This window comes from Oxynema mangrovii CENA135, from assembly GCF_016632315.1.
GTDB classification, from domain to species: Bacteria; Cyanobacteriota; Cyanobacteriia; order Cyanobacteriales; family Laspinemataceae; genus Oxynema; species Oxynema aestuarii.
The window spans coordinates 1,577,218-1,596,282 of record NZ_JAEOXH010000001.1 but is presented as its reverse complement, the minus strand read 5'-3'; the positions used below and the strand labels follow the sequence as shown (position 1 = coordinate 1,596,282).

16 protein-coding genes are annotated in these 19,065 nt (G+C 54.4%); 13 read left to right on the top strand and 3 right to left on the bottom strand.

What is annotated here, in order from left to right; all coding sequences use genetic code 11:
* Window positions 1–131 precede the first annotated feature (131 nt).
* From JJD41_RS06370 to JJD41_RS06360, 3 genes are all read left to right on the top strand, one after another.
* A complete protein-coding gene (locus tag JJD41_RS06370; RefSeq protein ID WP_200665191.1) occupies window positions 132–959 on the top strand; it encodes an alpha/beta hydrolase in 828 nt (275 codons plus the stop codon).
* A gap of 245 nt (window positions 960–1,204) precedes the next feature.
* Complete coding sequence (locus tag JJD41_RS06365) at window positions 1,205–1,396, top strand: hypothetical protein (RefSeq protein ID WP_200665190.1); 192 nt, start codon at window positions 1,205–1,207, stop codon at window positions 1,394–1,396.
* Window positions 1,381–2,010 (top strand): precorrin-8X methylmutase, encoded by a 630-nt coding sequence (locus JJD41_RS06360; RefSeq protein ID WP_168569269.1) that lies wholly within the window; start codon window positions 1,381–1,383, stop codon window positions 2,008–2,010. The genes JJD41_RS06365 and JJD41_RS06360 overlap by 16 nt, the downstream gene beginning before the upstream one ends.
* Window positions 2,011–2,106: 96 nt before the next feature.
* Here JJD41_RS06360 and JJD41_RS06355 read toward each other — a convergent pair whose 3' ends face one another.
* Both JJD41_RS06355 and dapB read right to left on the bottom strand, forming a co-directional pair.
* On the bottom strand, window positions 2,107–2,796 hold the full coding sequence (locus JJD41_RS06355; protein ID WP_200665189.1) for a phosphate ABC transporter permease: 690 nt from the start codon (window positions 2,794–2,796) through the stop codon (window positions 2,107–2,109).
* A gap of 46 nt (window positions 2,797–2,842) precedes the next feature.
* On the bottom strand, window positions 2,843–3,667 hold the full coding sequence (gene dapB, locus JJD41_RS06350) for a 4-hydroxy-tetrahydrodipicolinate reductase (protein WP_200665188.1): 825 nt from the start codon (window positions 3,665–3,667) through the stop codon (window positions 2,843–2,845).
* 248 nt (window positions 3,668–3,915) lie between these two features.
* Between dapB and JJD41_RS06345 the strand changes: the two genes are divergently transcribed.
* The 10 genes from JJD41_RS06345 (at window position 3,916) to JJD41_RS06300 (ending at window position 18,592) form a co-directional block, all read left to right on the top strand.
* Window positions 3,916–6,642, top strand: a complete 2,727-nt coding sequence (locus JJD41_RS06345; RefSeq protein ID WP_370583741.1) for an EAL domain-containing protein — start codon at window positions 3,916–3,918, stop codon at window positions 6,640–6,642.
* A gap of 330 nt (window positions 6,643–6,972) precedes the next feature.
* Complete coding sequence (gene bchI / locus JJD41_RS06340) at window positions 6,973–8,070, top strand: magnesium chelatase ATPase subunit I (RefSeq protein ID WP_200665187.1); 1,098 nt, start codon at window positions 6,973–6,975, stop codon at window positions 8,068–8,070.
* A gap of 24 nt (window positions 8,071–8,094) precedes the next feature.
* Window positions 8,095–8,595: a crossover junction endodeoxyribonuclease RuvC gene (ruvC, locus tag JJD41_RS06335; protein ID WP_200665186.1), complete on the top strand. Its 501-nt coding sequence runs from the start codon at window positions 8,095–8,097 to the stop codon at window positions 8,593–8,595.
* Window positions 8,596–8,830: 235 nt separating this feature from the next.
* A complete protein-coding gene (locus tag JJD41_RS06330; RefSeq protein WP_200665185.1) occupies window positions 8,831–11,332 on the top strand; it encodes a WD40 repeat domain-containing protein in 2,502 nt (833 codons plus the stop codon).
* Window positions 11,333–11,493: 161 nt separating this feature from the next.
* Window positions 11,494–12,627 (top strand): HMA2 domain-containing protein, encoded by a 1,134-nt coding sequence (locus tag JJD41_RS06325; RefSeq protein WP_200665184.1) that lies wholly within the window; start codon window positions 11,494–11,496, stop codon window positions 12,625–12,627.
* 132 nt (window positions 12,628–12,759) lie between these two features.
* Window positions 12,760–13,032 carry a DUF5132 domain-containing protein gene (locus tag JJD41_RS06320; RefSeq protein WP_168569262.1) on the top strand — a complete coding sequence of 91 codons (273 nt, stop codon included), beginning with the start codon at window positions 12,760–12,762 and terminating at the stop codon, window positions 13,030–13,032.
* Window positions 13,033–13,155: 123 nt separating this feature from the next.
* Window positions 13,156–13,761, top strand: a complete 606-nt coding sequence (locus JJD41_RS06315) for an HMA2 domain-containing protein (RefSeq protein WP_200665183.1) — start codon at window positions 13,156–13,158, stop codon at window positions 13,759–13,761.
* Window positions 13,762–14,583: 822 nt separating this feature from the next.
* Window positions 14,584–16,812, top strand: a complete 2,229-nt coding sequence (locus tag JJD41_RS06310) for a heavy metal translocating P-type ATPase (protein WP_200665182.1) — start codon at window positions 14,584–14,586, stop codon at window positions 16,810–16,812.
* A gap of 14 nt (window positions 16,813–16,826) precedes the next feature.
* A complete protein-coding gene (locus tag JJD41_RS06305; protein WP_200665181.1) occupies window positions 16,827–17,132 on the top strand; it encodes a DUF5132 domain-containing protein in 306 nt (101 codons plus the stop codon).
* A gap of 662 nt (window positions 17,133–17,794) precedes the next feature.
* Complete coding sequence (locus JJD41_RS06300) at window positions 17,795–18,592, top strand: SDR family NAD(P)-dependent oxidoreductase (protein WP_200665180.1); 798 nt, start codon at window positions 17,795–17,797, stop codon at window positions 18,590–18,592.
* Between the two features lie 110 nt (window positions 18,593–18,702).
* Here the strand turns inward: JJD41_RS06300 and JJD41_RS06295 are convergent, their stop codons facing one another.
* Entirely contained in the window at window positions 18,703–19,065 is a 363-nt protein-coding gene (locus JJD41_RS06295; protein WP_200665179.1) for a DUF1622 domain-containing protein, read from the bottom strand.

Here is a 19,065-nt window from a genome sequence, read left to right as displayed (position 1 = left end):
GTTCGAGCAATACTTAGCTGCATCTGAGGAGTCTAACAGACGAGAGTGTAGCTTATGGTCGCTCGAAATCTCGATCGGGGTGATTCTTGAAAGATCGAGGACTCGATCTCGTATGAGGAGCGTCACGGAAAATGGACAAACAAAAACTCAAACGCCTGCTGGTCGGTGAATTTTCGTTGAAGCGTCTGGTGAAATCGGCGGTCTCGATTTACTTGCTGCTCGCCTGTTATGCCTATTTTTTGAGCGATTGGCAGATTTTTCAACCGCCCGAGGCGAGTTATCGGGATGGACCGGAGATTCTCAAGCTGAAATCTGGCGAGGATACCTGGATTTCAGCGATTTATTTAGTCGCACCTGACGCTGATTACACCGTACTCTATTCTCATGGCAATGCGGAAGACTTGGGGGACGTGCGATCGCAGCTCGAAGCAATTCGCAGGAGCGGTTTTTCGGTCTTCGCTTACGATTATCGGGGCTACGGTACCAGTGAAGGCCGTCCGTCGGAGGCCAATGCTTACCGCGATATCGAAGCGGCTTATCGCTATTTAACCGGATCTCGGGCGATGGCGAGCGATCGCATCCTCGTTTACGGGCGATCGGTCGGAAGCGGTCCGTCGGTGGATCTGGCGGCGCGCTATCCCGTGGGCGGTTTGATCTTAGAAAGTGCTTTTACCAGCGTCTTTGGCGTCGTCTTCCCCTTCCCGGTGTTTCCTTTCGATAAATTTAACAACATCCGTAAAATTACTCAGGTCACCTGCCCGGTGTTAGTGATTCATGGCCGTGAGGATACCGTGATTCCTTTTGCCCACGGGCGACGTTTGTGGGAAGCTGCCCCGGAACCGAAACTGTTTTTAGCGGTAGACGGCGCCGGACACAACGACGCGATCGAGGTGGGGGGCGATCGCCTCGCCCAGGCGTGGCAGCAATTTTCTCGCCTGGTGGGGGATGGAGTTCGCTGACCAAAAATCATGGCATTCCAACCCCGCCCTTTGAGAACGGCTTTCCTGAATCAATGTACTGCCATTTATTTCAGAAAACTACGCTCTAAACGATCTAATGATGCTAAACATCGAGATGTAGCGGCGGCTCAGGTCGTAGGGGATAGAGGACTTGCAGCCGTGGGACACACGGACAAGAAGCTCGGGGAGGATAATGCCAATGGGCGCCCGACGAACTGAGAATCTCTGCGCCTTTAGGTCGGGGAGTGTCAATCGAAGCGGTGATGTCGTATTTTTCCGGTACGCTATTAATACTCAACGTCCATCCTCAAATTACGGCGTTCGAGGCTTCAACCGTCAGGCGATCGCCTAACTTGACCCTCGCGGTTGAATTGACTTGCACCTTTGCCATCGTTCCCCACCAACGCACGCGAGAAAAGAAATGGAATGGCACATGACTGATGCCCAAAGTCTGGGAATTATTGACCGCGAAATCGGCGAACACGTGTTTTCACCCGCCGAATACGAAATCGTGCGTCGGGTAATTTATGCTACGGCAGATTTTGAATATAAATCCCTAATTCGCTTTTCCGACCAAGCCCTCCAAGCGGGGGCGGCAGCGTTGGCGGCGCGCACCACCATCGTCGTTGACGTACCGATGGTACAGGTAGGAATTGCCCCCTACATTCAAAATACCTTTGCCAATCCGGTTTACTGCTCGATGGAAGCCCTCACCCGACCTCAGAAAGAAAAAACCCGCGCCGCTTGGGGCATCGAAACTCTCGCCCACCGCTATCCCGAGGGCATTTTTGTCGTCGGTCAATCTCAAACGGCCCTGACGGCTTTAGTCGAGTTAATCGAATCGGAAGAAATTCGCCCGGCTCTGGTCATCGGCACCCCTGCCGGATTTGTCGGGGTCGATGCGGCGAAAGCCCGTCTCAACGATTCGCTCATTCCCCACATCCGCGTAGACGGGCGTAAGGGCAGCGCCGTGGTGGCGGTTGCCATTGTCAACGGGTTGGTAGATTTGGCGTGGCAAGCTTACGGACAAGAGGGGCGCGGGTTGTTGTAAGACGTGGGATGTCTACTGGGAAGCGGGCAAAATGCCCGCACTACTTTCCCTGTCCCCTATCTAAAATCTAAACGCTAATCTCCAAACTCCCCAGATTCACCGCCGAACTCGCCTCGGTCTGGGTTCGCTCGGCCCCCTTCGCTGGCTGCGATCGATTTCGGTGCTGACTTCGACGAAGAAATCTCGGCGTAAGTACGGGTAATCGCTCACCCAGAGGTCGAGATCGCTCAAATAAACGTCCGAAACTTTGGCAATGCGGCTGAGATCGGCTCGATTGGACATGACGAGCATTTCGGCGCGGCTTCCGGGTCGGATGCCTTTATGCTGGCGTTTGAGGGGGACTTGAATGGCGGTGACAAAGTCGTTTTCGTCGCCAATTTCGAGATTGAGCCGCCGTTCTCGGTTTTCGACAATGACTAAATCCCCTTTACTGTTGACTGTTTCTTCAGTCCCGACGAGTTCTTCGCTGACGAAGACATCGAAGACTTCGCCTTGCCACAAGCCACTGTATTTGTAACGGCGACATTCGTAGTTCCGACGGGCGGCGGAGGCGACTGGACCCCACAGCCAATACAAACCGACGACTAAACCGAGGAGGAATAAAAAGGGCTTCCATTCCTCGATCCAAAAGTTGGCCATTAGGGTACAGATGAGGATCCCGACGACGGAAAATAACAGCCGTTTGAGGAATTGGTTGAGATTGCCCCAGAAGTAGGCATATTGAGCGCCTGTGGCTACGGCGGGGATGAGTTCGTGAAAGGTTTCGCGCTTTAAGGGAACCAGCATGAATCAAGCCAGGGTGGAAGGGTGTTAGAGAAAAGGGTGGGAGAATTTAGAGGATTTTTTCTAAACCATAGACTAAGGTTTTGAGTTCGGTGACTTTACGGATGGCGAGCAGAACGCCGGGCATGTAGCAGGCGCGATCGCTGGTGTCGTGACGCAATGTATAAATCTGGCCGGGAGCGCCGAAGATAACTTCTTGATGGGCGATCAGTCCGGGCAGACGGACGCTGTGGATGCGGATTCCTTCTCCGGCGAGGGCGCCACGGGCTCCGGTGAGTTTTTCGCTTTCTTCGACGGAGGGCGGGTTGTAGGGTTTGCCGAGTTCGGCGAGCATTTCGGCGGTTTTGATGGCGGTTCCACTGGGGGCGTCCGCTTTTTGGTTGTGGTGCAGTTCGATAATTTCGACGTGATCGAAGTATTTGGAGGCGGAAATTGCGGCTTGTTGCAGCAAGACCATGCCGATGGAAAAGTTGGGGATAATCAAACAGCCCGTACTGGCTTTATCGGCAAATTCGGCGAGTTCTTGGATTTGCTGGGGGCTCAATCCGGTGGTTCCGACGACGGGGCGGATGCCGTAGGCGATCGCCGATCGCACGTTATCGTATACGGAACTCGGATGGGTAAAATCGACCATGACGCTGAGTTCTTTTTCTTGGACGGCCATTCCCAGACTGCCTTCGAGGTCGTTGAGGATGGGAATTTCTAACGGACCGCATCCGGCGATTTCGCCGACGTCTCGACCGATATATTCCGGATTGCGATCGACGGCGGCGACTAATTTCAAATCCGGGCTGCTGGCGATCGCCTTGACGACTTCCCGACCCATTTTACCGCCTGCACCATTCACGATCGCGGGAATAACTTGACTTGCCATACACTCTCAAGATTGTGGACGCTAACAAGCGAATTTTACCTTGCCGTCCGGCTCTAACCGTAAACAGGAGCGCGCTGAATCGAGCGGGTTTTTCTGTGAGAAGCAGGGGGCGCGCACGGCGATCGCCTCCCAAGTTAAACTGGAGGTCTACTCCGCTCGCACGGCACTCTGGGAGAAAAGTTTGCGAAAATCGTTGGATATGACTGAGTTCGATCGCACGGTATCCCCACGATTGGTGAAGAACGACGGTGTTTTCTAAACTCAAAGATCCCCTCCGTTTCATCGGCAAACATTTAAAACGACACCGAGCCAATCGCCCCCTGGAATCGAGAATTCCAATCGGTCGGGCGGTGGTCAGTGCCAGTGTGTTGACGACCATTTTTTTGACGATCGTTAAGTTTTTGGGGGCTTTTGAATCTTTAGAATTAAGTCTTTTTGATGGGATGGTGCGATCGCGTCCGTTTCATTCCGAACCTGACGAACGTTTACTCATTGTCGGAATTACGGAGGCGGACATTCAATCGCGCCAACAATGGCCTTTCTCCGATGGGTTGATTGCTGAAATCTTAGACATTCTCCTAGAATACGATCCGGCAGCGATCGGTTTAGATTTATATCGTGACGTTCCTCTCCAACCCGGTCACGATCGCCTCGTCGAGCAATTGAACTCTCCCAAAATCATCGGCATTACCAAACTCGGCGATCGCCACAGCGAAGGTGTCCCGGCGCCCCCGTCCCTTCCCCCCGAACGAGTGGGTTTTAACGATCTCATTCTCGACAACGACGGGATCGTTCGTCGCAATTTACTCTACGCCAACCGGGAACCCTCCGGTGAAGTAATCTTTTCTTTTGGGGTCAAACTGGCGTTAAATTATTTACAACAATTCGATATTCAGCCGCGCAATTCTCAAGACAATCCCTATCAAATTTACTTAGGAAAAGCAACATTCAATCCCCTAGAGGTGAATTCCGGCGGCTATCAAACGATCGACCCGAAGGGCTATCAAATTTTACTCGACTATCGCGCCCCCGAAACGGTTGCCAGACAAGTGAGCATGACCCAAGTTCTGGCGGGAAACATTCAACCGGAATGGGTCAAAGATAAAATTGTCTTGATCGGAACCGTGGCGCCGAGTTTGAAAGATATGTTTTTTACCCCGTACAGTGCGGACGGGAGTAACGTTCAAATGGCGGGAGTGGTGATTCACGCCCAAATTCTCAGCCAATTACTCGATAGTTCGTTGGAGGGGAAAGGGTTATTTTGGTTTTGGCCCGAGTGGGTCGAGATCGTCTGGTTGGCGCTGTGGTCTGGGGTCGGCGGGGTGTTGGTGTGGCGCAGCGATCGCCCCTTGAAATTGTTCGGATTGGCGACGGGGGGGATTGCAGCGATCGTCGTCACTGGCTTTGGGATGTTCTTATTCATGGGGTGGATCCCGATCGCGTCGGCGATCGCCGCTTTACTCCTGTCCGGGAGCGGCGTGGTCGCTTCTAAAGTCCTCTATACTTTGTTTTACGATCCGCTCACCGGATTGCCCAATCGGGCGGGTTTCGTGCAGGAAATGGGACGACTCAAACGGCGATTGTTGAAAGGGGAACAGACCGCCAAACCCGCAGCGTCGCCCTCCACCCGCTCGACTCTATCGACGGGATCGACTCCTTTTATTGGCGTCGTGTTTTTAGATTTAGACCGCTTTAAAACGATCAACGACGGACTGGGACACGAGGTGGGCGATCGCCTCTTAGTCGCTTTTGCGAAACGCCTGCAACAAATCTTGGGCGAACAACGCCGAAAATCGATGACCGATACGGGATTGCGGCGATCGCAGGCGATGGCGAACGCTAAAGTCGCCCGGGTCGGGAGTGACGAATTCGCCATCCTTTTAGAAAATATCCGCCAAGTGGAGGAGGCGGCAGGTATTGCCGAACAAGTCCGGCGTCAACTGACGATTCCTTTTGAAATTGAAGGACACGAAATCTACAGCAGCGCCAGCATCGGGATGGCCCTCGGTCCGGCGTCGGAAGACCGGGATCTGTTGCGCGAAGCCCATACGGCGATGTATCGGGCGAAAGTGTTGGGCAAACCCAATCTCGAAGTCTTTGAAACGACGATGCAAAGTAATGCGATCGCCCGCCTGGAACTCGAAACGGATTTGCGCCGTTCTCTACGCGATAACGAACACCTCCGCCAGAAAATCCACGATCTCCAATTGCGCGGCGAGGATTATTCCGCCCTCAATTCTCAATTCCCCGTCTACTACCAACCGATTGTAGACTTGCCAAGCGGACGGATTGCCGGATTTGAAGCCCTCGTCCGTTGGGAACATCCCCAACGCGGTCGGGTGTTCCCCGGTGAGTTCATCCCCCTGGCGGAAGAAACCGGGGAAATCATCCCCCTCGGGGCGTGGGTTTTGGAAGAAGCTTGCCGTCAGGTCCGCCAATGGCAACAGCAGATCCCCGGTTGCGAACATCTGACGATCGCCATTAATTTATCGGGAAAACAGTTTAATCAACTCGATTTGCTCGATACGATCGCCACGACCCTCGAACTCACCCAACTCGATCCCCACTGCGTCAAACTCGAAATCACCGAAAGCGTGGTCATGGACGAAGTGGAAGCGGCGATCGCGATGTTGAATAAGATGAAAGCGTTAAATGTCAAACTCGGGATCGACGATTTCGGGACGGGTTATTCGTCGTTGAGTTATTTGCACCAGTTTCCGACGGATACGTTAAAGGTGGATCGTTCTTTTGTCAGTCGCATGGAACAGGGAGAGGACAAGCGGGCGATCGTCAAAACGATTATTGATTTAGCCCATAATTTGAAGATGGAAGTCGTGGCGGAAGGAATCGAAACGCCGGAGGAATTAGCCCGGTTGCGATCGCTCGCTTGCGAGTACGGTCAGGGTTATTTTTTCGCCAAACCGTTACCGAAACATGAGGCAACGGCGTTGTTGCACTCGAATCCGAGATGGTAGAGGAATTTTAGATTTTAAATTTTAGCTTTTACAGCATTTTCCTCTGCTATGCAAGACATTTAGATCCCCCTAAATCCCCCTCGCCAGGTAGGGGTTTGGTTACCCAACCCCTACTTTGCTCGTTCCCCCCGAAATCCCCCCAACCCCCCTTTGAAAGGGGGGCGAAGGGGGGTTAGGAGAGATCGGCACTGTACCCGATCGGACGCCCGAGTGCTGTAGATTTTAGATTTTCGATTCCGGGGGACGAGGAGTGCTCTCTCACGACAAAGCAGCCCCCACAATGGCACAATAAAGAACTGCGTCTAGAAGAACAAAAATTTAGGTAAACTCGTGAGTCCGACTGCCCAAGTTAGCCCAACCTTAACCAAAGTCACCCGCCGTGCCGTTTTTCCGTTTACGGCGATCGTCGGTCAAGAAGAGATGAAACTGGCGTTGTTGCTCAATGTCATCGACCCGAAAATAGGCGGGGTGATGATTATGGGCGATCGCGGCACCGGAAAATCGACGACGATCCGGGCTTTGGCCGATTTATTGCCGGAAATTGAGGTCATTGCTGACGATCCGTTCAACAGTCACCCCAGCGATCCGGAATTGATGAGCGACGAGGCGCGCGATCGCCGCGATCGCGACGAGGAATTACCCGTGATGCGTCGCAAAGTTCAGATGATCGACTTACCCCTCGGGGCGACGGAAGATCGCGTTTGCGGCACGATCGACATCGAAAAAGCCCTTTCTGAAGGGGTCAAAGCCTTTGAACCCGGTTTGTTGGCGAAGGCGAATCGCGGCATTCTCTACGTCGATGAGGTCAACTTGCTCGACGATCACCTCGTAGACGTACTGCTCGATTCCGCCGCCAGTGGCTGGAATACGGTAGAACGGGAAGGGATTTCGATCCGCCACCCGGCGCGCTTCGTGTTGGTCGGTTCCGGAAACCCGGAAGAAGGGGAGTTACGTCCCCAACTGCTCGATCGCTTCGGGATGCACGCGGAAATTCGCACGGTCAAAGATCCCCAATTGCGCGTCAAAATTGTGGAGGAGCGATCGGAGTTCGACCAAAATCCGGCGGACTATCTCGAACGCCATCACGGCGAGCAAGAAGGGTTGCAAAATAAGATCGTCGAGGCTCAGAATTTATTGCCGTCGGTCAAGATCGATTACGAGTTGCGGGTGCAGATTTCCCAAGTCTGTTCGGAACTCGATGTCGATGGGTTGCGCGGCGATTTGGTCACCAACCGCGCGGCGAAGGCGATCGCGGCGCTGGAAGGTCGCACGGAGGTCACTGTCGATGACATCCGCCGGGTGGTAACCCTGTGTTTGCGTCACCGCTTGCGCAAAGATCCTCTGGAGTCGATCGATTCCGGTTACAAGGTGCAGAAAGTTTTCGCCAGTGTCTTCGGTGTGGAACTCCCCGGGGAAAGCCAAGACTAATCCTTGTCTTTGTTTCCCACGGCTATGGAAAAGCGCATCCTCGGGATCGATCCGGGGTTGGCGACGTTAGGATTCGGGGCGATCGCCTGTCGTCAAGGGAGTTCGCGCGGTTCTCACGCCGAGATTTCGGTGTTGGACTTCGGCGTGATTCAAACTCCGGCAAAAACGGCGATCGGCGATCGCCTCCGAATTATTTACGATGATTTACACACCCTCATCGATCGCTTCCAACCGGATTTGGTGGCGATCGAAAAGTTATTTTTCTATCGCATGGGCAACACGATTTTAGTCGCCCAAGCGCGCGGCGTCATCGTCTTAGTTTTGGCCCAGCACCAGCTTCCCGCGATCGAGTTTACCCCCGCCCAAATCAAACAAGCGCTGACGGGGTACGGGAATGCAGAAAAACGCGACGTGCAAGAAGCCGTCGCCCGAGAATTACACTTAGAAACGATTCCCAAACCCGACGACGCCGCCGATGCTTTGGCGGTGGCGGTGACCGGGTGGTTTCAGGCCCCTTGGCGCTAGGGGGCGAACGGCTCCGGGAAGCAGTCAATACGGCTCCGCTTATTGAGAATTAACTGCAAGGATATTTGCATAAAACTCCGATCGCCTCTCCGGATGTTTTCAGGCTATAATCCTTGTATGACAAAGCATATAGCTTTTTTAACGAAATCTTTACTTGAGAATATTTATCAAAAAGTTCCGAATCGGTTTACCATAGATTTCGGTTTGCGAACGCAACATCACGGATGGGTCAACTATGGGATCTTGGCTGAGCTTATTTTTACAACTGGTCATTCCTGCGATCGAAAGTTTGGTCGCGGTGAAAACCAAGAAAGCTTTAAACAGCGTTCATTTTGAAGTAGACGGACGCCAAAAACAGCTCGGAATGTCGGCGACCTTTTTCGAGAATGCTTGTCCGAGTCTTCCCGAAGGGAAAGACGGCGATCGCGGCAAATCTTGGCCGGAAAAATTACTCAACTTCAGTCTCGAACACGGCGAAGAAATCGGGCAACTGGTGCGCTCTTGCACGACCCCCGCCAGCGACGCCCCCCATTTCGATCGCGCCCGCTTCCTCGAACAAAAAGCCCTACAACAACAAAGCATTCTCGAAAATCGCAAAACCCTCTTTCAACTGGCCGCCCAACGTCGAGAAATCACCTTAAAACTGCCAGAAGTTCACAAAATCCTCGACCATTGGCCCTTACGTTTATTCCCCTCCCAACTCTTAGAATCCTCCGGCGATCGCACTCCCCTCCCTTTAAAAATTTTCCTCGCCCCCCCGCAAATCAACGGCGATCGTCCGACCTCGGAAACCGCTCCCGCCCCCGACCTCGAACTCTCTCTCGCTCAAGGATTGCGCGAATTCCTCTCGCGTCACTATCCCCTTCACAGTGCCAACCGCCCCACGGAATTTTTAGGGGGAGCCTGGGAGAGCAAACGCTTTCACAGCGAATCGAGCATTAAAGCCCTTTACGGATTACTCAAGTCCGAACCCTGTACGATTTTAGAATCCGAAATCGATGGCGATTTCCTCACCTTTCGCCTCGCCTATTGGGGCTTAGAATCCGCCACCTATTACTATCAAACCGTTTTTTCTTTTTCTTATCGCGAATTTTTACAAGAGTCGGCGAAAAATCGAGCCTTAAAATGGCGCGACACCTGCCGAAAACTAAAGACTTTAGGGAAAAGTCCCAAAGAAATTAAAAAACTTGGAGGCGAGAACTGCAAAAACCTCTCGCTTTTAGAAGAAACCGAACTCCTCAAACAGGCAGGTATCGATTTAGACCAACTCGATTTAAGTTATACGACTTCACAGAAAGATTGGCAAAATTTGGCGCAATTTTTAAAACTCTGTCACTGTTTGGTGGCCGGGTGGATCGCCGATATTTATTATTTCACTTACGCCGATCGCTGGCCCTTATTGCCGGAGTTGCTGCCCCAATTGATGGCAGATTGTGCCGATCCCGACTTACTCGAACTCCCGGTGGCGGCGACGGTGACGATTTATCGGGATTTGCTCGCCGTAGTGGGCGATCGCCGTCCCTACTGGATGCCGGAATTAGCCCTCAATTTAGCCTGGAGTTTGACCCATTTTCCCGATCGCGCCTGGGCCCGCACCGAAGTTGAATTTTCCGTGCGGACTTGGCTGCAACTGCGCCAGCGCGAGGCGCCCCACGCCCTGCCAGACGCCCTAGAACGGATGTCAGAGGCCCTGACCCGGGAAGATCGCCCCTATCTCGAAACCCTCAAGCGCTGTTTGACCCAGTTGGACGAACGGGAGGCAGTGGCGACGGTGGAGGGGTGGTTGGCGCGCTTGGGAGAGCTGACGATCGCCCCGGAAACCACGATACCGCGATGGGATCGGCTCTCGTTGCTGGAAACGTTAGAGCCGACCTGCGGCAAGGTGGCGGCGATCGCGATCGCCCCGGACGGCAAAACTTTGTATAGCTGCGGCGAAGACCGGATCGTTGAAATCTGGAACCTGGACCGCCACGGCGACGGTCAACCCCAAGGGACTCTCAAAGGCCATTCCGGGGGCATTCTAAGCCTGACGCTCAGTGGGGACGGGCGCATTCTCGCCAGCAGCGATCGCTCGAAAAACCGCAGTTATATCAAGGTTTGGCATTTAGAAACGGGTAAACTGCTCTGGACTTTATTCGGTCATAAAAAAGATATTTTATGTCTCGCTTTGAGTCCCGACGGCCAGACCCTCGCCAGTGGATCTCACAAAATTAAGCTCTGGGATTTGAAGACCGGAGAAGCCACGCGAACCCTCTTCGGTCACCGCCAGTGGGTGCGCGCCTTGGTCTTTACCCCGGACGGGAGACACCCAATCAGCGCCAGCGACGACGGGACGGTGAAAGTTTGGGACGCGATCGCGGGGACGTTAAAATACACCCTCAACGGACATCAAGGTAGCGTGCGAACCCTGGCGGTCAGTCCCGACGGTAAAACCCTCGTCAGTGGCAGCGCCGATCGCACGATCGCGATTTGGGACCTGCAAACGGGACGACGAGTCCGCACGATCTCCGTCCACGATCGCCCCATTTGTTCCGTGGCGATCGCCGCCGACGGTCAAACTTTAATCAGTGCCAGTGAAGACAAAATGATAAAAATTTGCAATATAGAAACGGGAGAAATTCTTAATAGTCTCGACACCCGAACCGAAGGGGTCTCCGTTCTGGCAATCTCTCCCTCCTCGCGGCTTTTGGCGACAGGTAGCCCCGATCGCACTTTGAAAATTTGGCAATTTTTTTAGATCGATGTAAGGCATTTCAAGAGGTTAAGAACTCTTTAACGTTTTGTAAAATTGTCGGCCTTTAAACCGAGAGATTTGAGAAATTACTCTTATAATAAGAAATGTAGGTTTGCAAAAATGAATTAATTATTGCAAGTATTGCAAAGTGGGGAACCGAGCCAATGGCTAATGTCGAGATCTCCCCGAGCGATCTCTCAATCGAATTAGTTTCCGCCGCTCCCGGACGAGTCAGATTACGCAGTCGAGGGATACCCGCAGAAACAACGGCCCGAGCGATATCCGAGCGCCTGCGCGATTGCACCAGTATTCGCGAAGTCGTGGGCAACGAACGGACGGGGAGCATTATCATCCGCTTCGAGGCGCGAGAATTGAGCGCGTGCGAACTGCTCGAAGAATTCTTGCCGGAAGTGCGAAAAACGCCGCAGCCCTCGCCGCATCAGAGCGCCGGGGCGATCGCCTCCGAAATCGACTGGACCGACACCTACACTCGCCTCAAGTCCTGGATCCCGCCCATTCTCGGTCTCGTGTTCACGCGCACGTTAAGAATTTCCGGCTGGCCCTCCCTGCTGTCTTACCTCGTGTTTACGGCGATCGCCCGCGAAGCCCTCGATTACCTAGAAACAGAGGGCGACGGCGACGGCGAGACCCCCGAAGCCCCGGTTCGCGTGCCGATCGCCTCGGGCGCTTACGAGGTCGTTCACGCGATCGACGGGCGAATTCGCCTGAAAATTCCGCAAATTTGCGAAGATCCGGCCTATTGCGATCGCTTGGAAGCGTTTGCTACCGAGGAAGACTGGATCGATCGCCTCACCCTCAATCGCAATACCGGATCGGCGATCGTCGCCTACAACGTCGGGGCGATCGCCGACAACGCCGTGCCTCGCCGACTCCACCAACTCCTCGAACGGGCTGCCGGAATCGCTCCCGCACAATCCTCTTCCCCCTCGGATCGCAACGGATCCTCTCCGCCTCCGACCGACGGCCCCTCGGAGAGTGACCCTCGCGATCGATCCTCCGGAACCGACGGAGACCCCCCCGCCGAAGTCCCCGCCGATCGAGATCGCGACGGCGAGGGACCTGTCGGCGAAGGGAACGAGAACCCGGAACAAGAACAAGGCGAACCCCGGGAAGCGCCGATCCCGGAAACGGCATTCTCCTGCGAGGGGGACGAGAGCGAGCCGCCTTCGGGAGCGCCACAAGCGGCGTTGGAGCGCTTGCACGATCGCCTCTCCACCTGGTGTTTGTTACTCAAATCTTGGAGAAAACCGCCCGTTCCCGAAACCCATCAAGCCTGAATCCGCCGTCGCTCTCGCGATGGCGATCGCTAAAACATCCCCGTTCTCATTCTCGACGAGTTCCCCAAGGTACAACTCGCCGGAATGAGAAAGGCTATCATCTCAGATATTGTTTTCCAGAGGAACTCAATTATGTCACTCAAACTCGGAGATTTCGTTGAAGATTTAGGCGCTCCCGGAATTGCCCTCGGTGTCGGCGCCGTCGTCCTCGCTCCTTTCTTGGCGCGATCGCTCAAACCCGTTGCCAAAGCGACGATCAAAGGCGCGACGATCGCCTATGAAAAAACTAAAGGCATGGTCGCCGAAGCGGGGGAAGTTTTTGAAGACCTCGTCGCCGAAGCCCAAGCCGAACTGGCGGAGGAACAAGCGAAAAAATTAGAAGGAATGCCGGAAAATCAATCTTAACCGAGAGATTTTCCCCGTACTGAAACCGGAGCGATAAGCCACCCCCAGACTTCGATCTGGGGTTGTACGGGGTTCCTCATTCCAAGCGTAAAAATTAACCGATCGCAGCCAACGGGGTAGCTGATGAATGCCAATAATTCTAAATCCAGTTCGGCGATGCTTCAAGAGAGCCGCTTCGCGATCGCCCCGACCGTCATGGAGACCAAACGAGTGATTCCAGTCCAATTACTCAGTGCCAGTCCGGGAAGAATTCGTCTTCGGGTCGAGTCCTTCTACCGCCACCCAGATACCCTAGAGGCGATCGCCGCTCGCCTTCGCGCCGGACTGGCGGTGGATCGCCTGCGCAGCAACGTCCAAACGGGCAGCTTGACGATTTTTTACCCGTCCCAATCCCTGAGTGTCGCGGAGGCGATCGTCCGGTTGGAAGATTTGGGATTTGCTTGCGTCACGCCCCCTCGCCATCCGCCCGGCGATCGCTCCCAAGCGGCTGACGAGATCGTCGATGTCATGACGGTTTTCAACAGTAAAGTCAAGCAAATGAGCGAAGGAAGTGTCGATTTGCGCTTCTTAGTTCCCCTGAGCTTTACGTTATTGGCTTTGCGCCAATTAACCCTCAAAGGCTGGCAATTAGATGTCATTCCGTGGTACGTGCTGGCGTGGTATGGATTCGATAGTTTTATCAAACTTCATTACAGTAACGGCGGATCTACTCCTAGCGAATCCGATTGAAGGAACTCCCCCGGTCGAGAGGATCGATCGGGTACGATCCGAGCTATTTGTGCCGTTCGATGAGAGGTTTGAGATCGAGGTTCAGTAGCAGTGAGTTTAACGATCGCACGTCGCTGCTGGCGGGTTAATTCTTGGAAGTAAACGATCGAACAACCCTCTTTTGATGGAGAAAACGTTAAAGTCGAGCCAATTTCTCAATTTGAGCAATTTTGATGGAATCCGTCGGAACCTTCGTGCTTTCACGGAGGGAAGCGAGGACTGTCTTTGCAGCGAATCGCAAGAAGTCGAGGGGAAAAAGGAGCGGAAGTAACTTTGCGATCGACAGAGATAAGATTGCTAAAAGTCAATCGGCTAAATTACGATTTCAGCTAATCAAAACGCCTGTAAAAATTGAGAAAATTATAGACTTAACATTTTTTTAAAGTTAAAAAAATATTTTCCTTCCAAAAGGGTGTAATCTAATAATAGTGAAATTCAAAAAAACTCAATAACAAAGGTCGTACAGGTCGGCACGAGTCGAGTTCTATGGCATCCTCAAGATCGATGGGATCTTCAGGCGCGGGTCGGGTGAGTCCGAGAATCACTTCGGTAAAAAGAGATAAAAAAACTCACAATAACTCACAACAAACAGGCGAGCCATTGGCTCGTTCGATCCAGCTCGCTCGTTCGATCCAAGTGACGATCGCCCTGGGTTCTTGAAAGAGCGAGACCGATCGCGATTTCGAGTCGATCCCGGGATCGTCGTCGCACTCCAACGGGGGGAAATGGGGCGGAGTGTACCAGAGGGGAAATTCCGTCGGTACTTCATGGGAGTGGAGAGCAATGGTTCAAGTCGCGCTCACGCATCGGAGTCGATCGAAGCAGGAGTCAATTCTCGGAGCGAACGAGATCGAGGGAACGCCCGTTAATTTAGCGGTTCCCTATGGCGTCGTTCACTGGATGCCCGGTCGGGTCCGGGTGCGGGTGCCGCGATTGAGTTGCGATCGCCCTTATGGCAGGCGCTTGCAACGGGCGGCGAACCGCCAGCATTGGATCCTCGACGTGCGCCTCAATCCGGCGGCGGGTTGCGCGATCGTCCGCTATCGAGTGGAAGGACTCAGTCCCGATCGACTGCGAGTCGCTTTAGAACGGTGGCTGGCGCGGGCGGGGGATCCCCAAGCCGACGACGATCGCGATCCCGATTCCCCGGATCGTTCGGGGGAAAGCTGGCTCTCGGAGCTGAAATTGCCACTGCTCGCTACCTGTCTGGCGATCGGCGCCGGGCCGTTGGGATGGTCGATTTCCCCCGTGGCGATCGCCTCGACGATCGCGATCGCCGCCTTACCCGTCGCCAAACGGGCGATCGTCAGCTTGTGCGCCGAACGGCGGGTCAATATCGACGTTCTCGACAGTTTGGCGATTTCGATTACCACGATTCAAGGGCATTTTCTGACTTCCGCGACGATGGTCGGCTTGATCCAACTCGGGGAAGCGATCCGCAATCGCACAGCGCGATCGTACCACCACGAAGCCTTAGACCTACTCAGTTCCCTCGCCCGTTTTGCTTGGGTCGAACGCGGCGGCGAAAAACAGCAAGTCCCCCTCGAAGTGCTGGAAGTCGGCGATACGGTCATCGTCTACCCCGGGGAACAGATCCCGGTAGACGGTCGCATTTTGCGCGGCAAAGCCTTAGTGGACGAGCAAAAACTCACCGGGGAATCGATCCCGGCAGTGCGATCGCCCGGGGAAGCGGTGTACGCCTCGACCTTGGTGCGATCGGGTCAGATCTACGTCTTGACCGAACGCACCGGGGCGGCGACTTTAGCGGGTCGCACGATGCAACTGCTGCAAAATGCCCCCGTTTGCGATACGCGCATGGAAAACTACGCCGCTAAAATTGCCGATCGCGCCGTGATGCCCGCCCTGTTGCTCTCCGGCGCCATCTACGCCCTCACCCGCAATGCGGCGCGGGCCGCCTCGATTTTGACCTTAGATTTCGCCACGGGGATCCGAGTGTCGGTTCCGACGACGGTGATGGCGGCTCTCAGTGCGGCGGGGCGCCACGGGGTGCTGATTCGCTCCGGGCGCGCCCTCGAACAGTTGGCGCAAGTGGACGCGATCGTGTTCGACAAAACGGGAACCCTGACTCAAGGGGACGTGGCGATCGTCGGGGTGAAAACGGCGGAGGCGGCGATCGATCCGATGCGGGTGGTGCAGTTGGCGGCGGCGGGCGAACAGCGCATCACTCACCCGGTGGCGGAAGCGGTCATGCGTTACGCCAACTATCACGAATTGATCGTCCCGGCGCGCGGCGAGTGGGACTATCAAGTGGGTTTCGGTTTGAGCGCGCGGGTGGAAGGACAGGCGGTGTTGGTGGGTAGCGATCGGTTCATGGTTAAAGAAGGGGTGGATCTCGATCCCCTGCACGATCGCCATCCGGACGTGTTGACGGCGGGCTATCCCAAGATTTACGTCGCCTGCGATCGCCGCTTACTCGGGGTCATTCAATATAGCGATCCCCTCCGCCCGGAAACGGTACGAGTTTTGGAGAAATTGCGCCGTTTTGGGGCGGAAATTCACATGCTCACCGGGGACAACTGCCAACGCGCCGCTACGGTCGCCCGGGAGTTGGATATCCCCCCGAGTCACGTCCACGCGGAAGCGTTCCCGGAACACAAAGCGGAGGTTATCGGGCGCCTGCACGATCGCGGTAAAACTGTGGCGTTTGTCGGGGACGGCTTGAACGATTCGGCGGCCCTCGCCTATGCGGACGTCTCGATTTCGTTCGGCGACGGGTCCGATGTCGCCCGAGAAACGGCGGACGTGGTGTTGATGAAAAATAATTTATATGGATTGGTCGAAGCGGTCGCGATCGCCCGTCACGCGAAGCAAATTATCGCTCAAAATACGGGGATCGTCGCCCTTCCCAACCTGTCCGGTTTGGCGATCGCCGCCACGGTCGGCATGAACCCGATGACGGCGACGGCGATCAATAACGGATCGAGTGTTGTTGCTGGAGTGAACGGCTTACGTCCGGTGCTGATTGCACCGTCAAAGTCTGACCGTGAATAGAGGAGGTTTTTAAAATGTCGTTCGATTTAAAAGATCTCGTCGGCGATTTCGTCGAAGAATTCGGACTTCCTGGGGTGGCGATCGGGGTCGGCGCGATCGTCTTGGCCCCGGTCTTGGGGCCGCCGTTGGCAAAACTCGGCAAACCCGCCGCCAAACTGGCGATTAAAACGGGATTGGTCGTTTACGACAAGGGGAAAACCCTGTGGTCGGAAGCCGGAGAAGCCCTCGAAGATCTCGTCGCCGAAACCCGGGCCGAATTAGCCGAAGTCCAAGCGAAAAAAGCCTTAGCCCCGGTGGAAAGTTCCCCGGATGCCTTGTAGTCCCTCAGCAGGCCGATCCGGTGCGGTCAACCTGTAAATTTTTATAAATTTTTGTTACTCCCCGCCCCGTGTTTGTGATTTCGATCGCACCCACGGGGCGTTTGCAATAGCTATAACCCTCAATGAAGCTCGCGTTTTGAATTTATGAAGAAATATTGCGGAAACTTCATGAAGAAATATTGCGTCTTCTGGATTTAACTGCTACTGTATGTTAATGAGGGCGCTTCTGTAGACGCTCGTCAAAAGGAGACCAGTGCGTTATGCTCTACATTCACTTAACTGGCTTCGTGGGTTATCCCTGCCGGGTTTGACTGGCAAGTCTCCCCGACGCCACGGGGTTCGGCCAACAGATAACTAGGCTTGTCACATTGAGCATCCCCCGATTTCGATCGCTCCGATTGCGGTTTTGCCTCGGATATCCAGCCGCGAGGCGATCGAATCACCACTCGATTCATTCGGAATGACATTTCCCAGCCTCGTAAATCGAGCTTGAAATATTCGGGCAAGTTCTTCGAGAAATGTCACCCTCATCTACCTGAAATTTCCTGCTAGTTCGGTCATTGAATTAACAAATATCTGTCCGCATTTTGGGGACTTAGACCATTTCAGGGTCCCCGACGAACTCGACGTGCGGCCAGACCTCAATTGTGGAGGTTTTTACGATGAATGTTCAAGGAAAGACCGCCCTGATTACCGGGGCGTCACGCGGGATCGGACGGGCGATCGCGCTAGAATTAGCCCGCCAAAACACGAAACGCCTCATTTTAGTAGCCCGCGATCGCGATCGCCTCAACGAATTGGCGGCTGAAATCGCGGCGATCGGGTCGGAAGCCGTGGTCATGCCTTTAGACCTCACCCAACCGATCGAGGTCAATATCGCGATCGCCAAAGCTTGGCGCGACTGCGGACCGATTCACCTGCTGGTCAACTGTGCCGGAGTCGCCCACCAAATGCCATTTTTGCAGTCGCAACTTCCCAAAGTTCACGAAGAAATTTCTCTCAATCTCATGGGACTGTATACGGTGACCCGCCTGGTGGCGCGTCGCATGGCAGCCCGCGAAGAAGGAACGATCGTCAACGTTTCCAGCCTCATGGGGAAAGTCGCCGCGCCGACGATGGCGACCTATTCCGCCACGAAATTCGCCATTCTCGGCTTTACCGAAGCCTTGCGAACCGAACTGGCGCCGTATAACGTCAAAGTGGCCGCCTTGTTGCCGACCCTGACCGATACGGACATGGTTCGCAATAAGCGCCTGTTTCGCTGGGTGGTTCCGATGACCGCCGAGGATGTCGCCAAAGCCTTAGTCAACGGACTGCGCCGGGATGATTCGGAAATTTTGGTCGGTTGGCAAAGTCATCTGGCAGTCTGGTGCAAACAACTGGCGCCGGGACTGATGCAACAAATTTTGCGAATGGCGGCCCCACGCACCTTGAAGGAAGCGACGGTCGGTTCGCGCTAAGTTGAGTTGAAATAGCAAGAACTCCCCACTACGATCCCGGGGAGTTCTTGGCATTTCGGGCGTTCGCGCAGCGTCTCCAAGGGAGAATCGCCGTTTGCGAGGTCGGCGTTTCAGCTTTTGAGTCGGTCCCACAGCGAGGTGCGATCGCGATCGTCTCCATCGGACGAACTGCCCGTAATGGCTTGCAACAATAGAGAATTGAGTAAGGTGCGGATGGCGATAATTGCTGCCAGTTGGCCGATATCGTTCCAACTCGGGGCGATTGTCGTTTTCAAGATACTCCCGCCGATCAGAAAGCCCAAACCGAGGGAAAAAGCATACCCCATTTCTAGGCGACTTTCTTGGAAGGCGAGGGCAGAATGTCCGCTTAACAAACCGTGTCGCAGGTAAACCAGCAGGGATTTAACAATTCCGGTGAAAATCACAAATAAGGCCAGTAATTGACACAAACTGACCATCCAATTATGTGACAT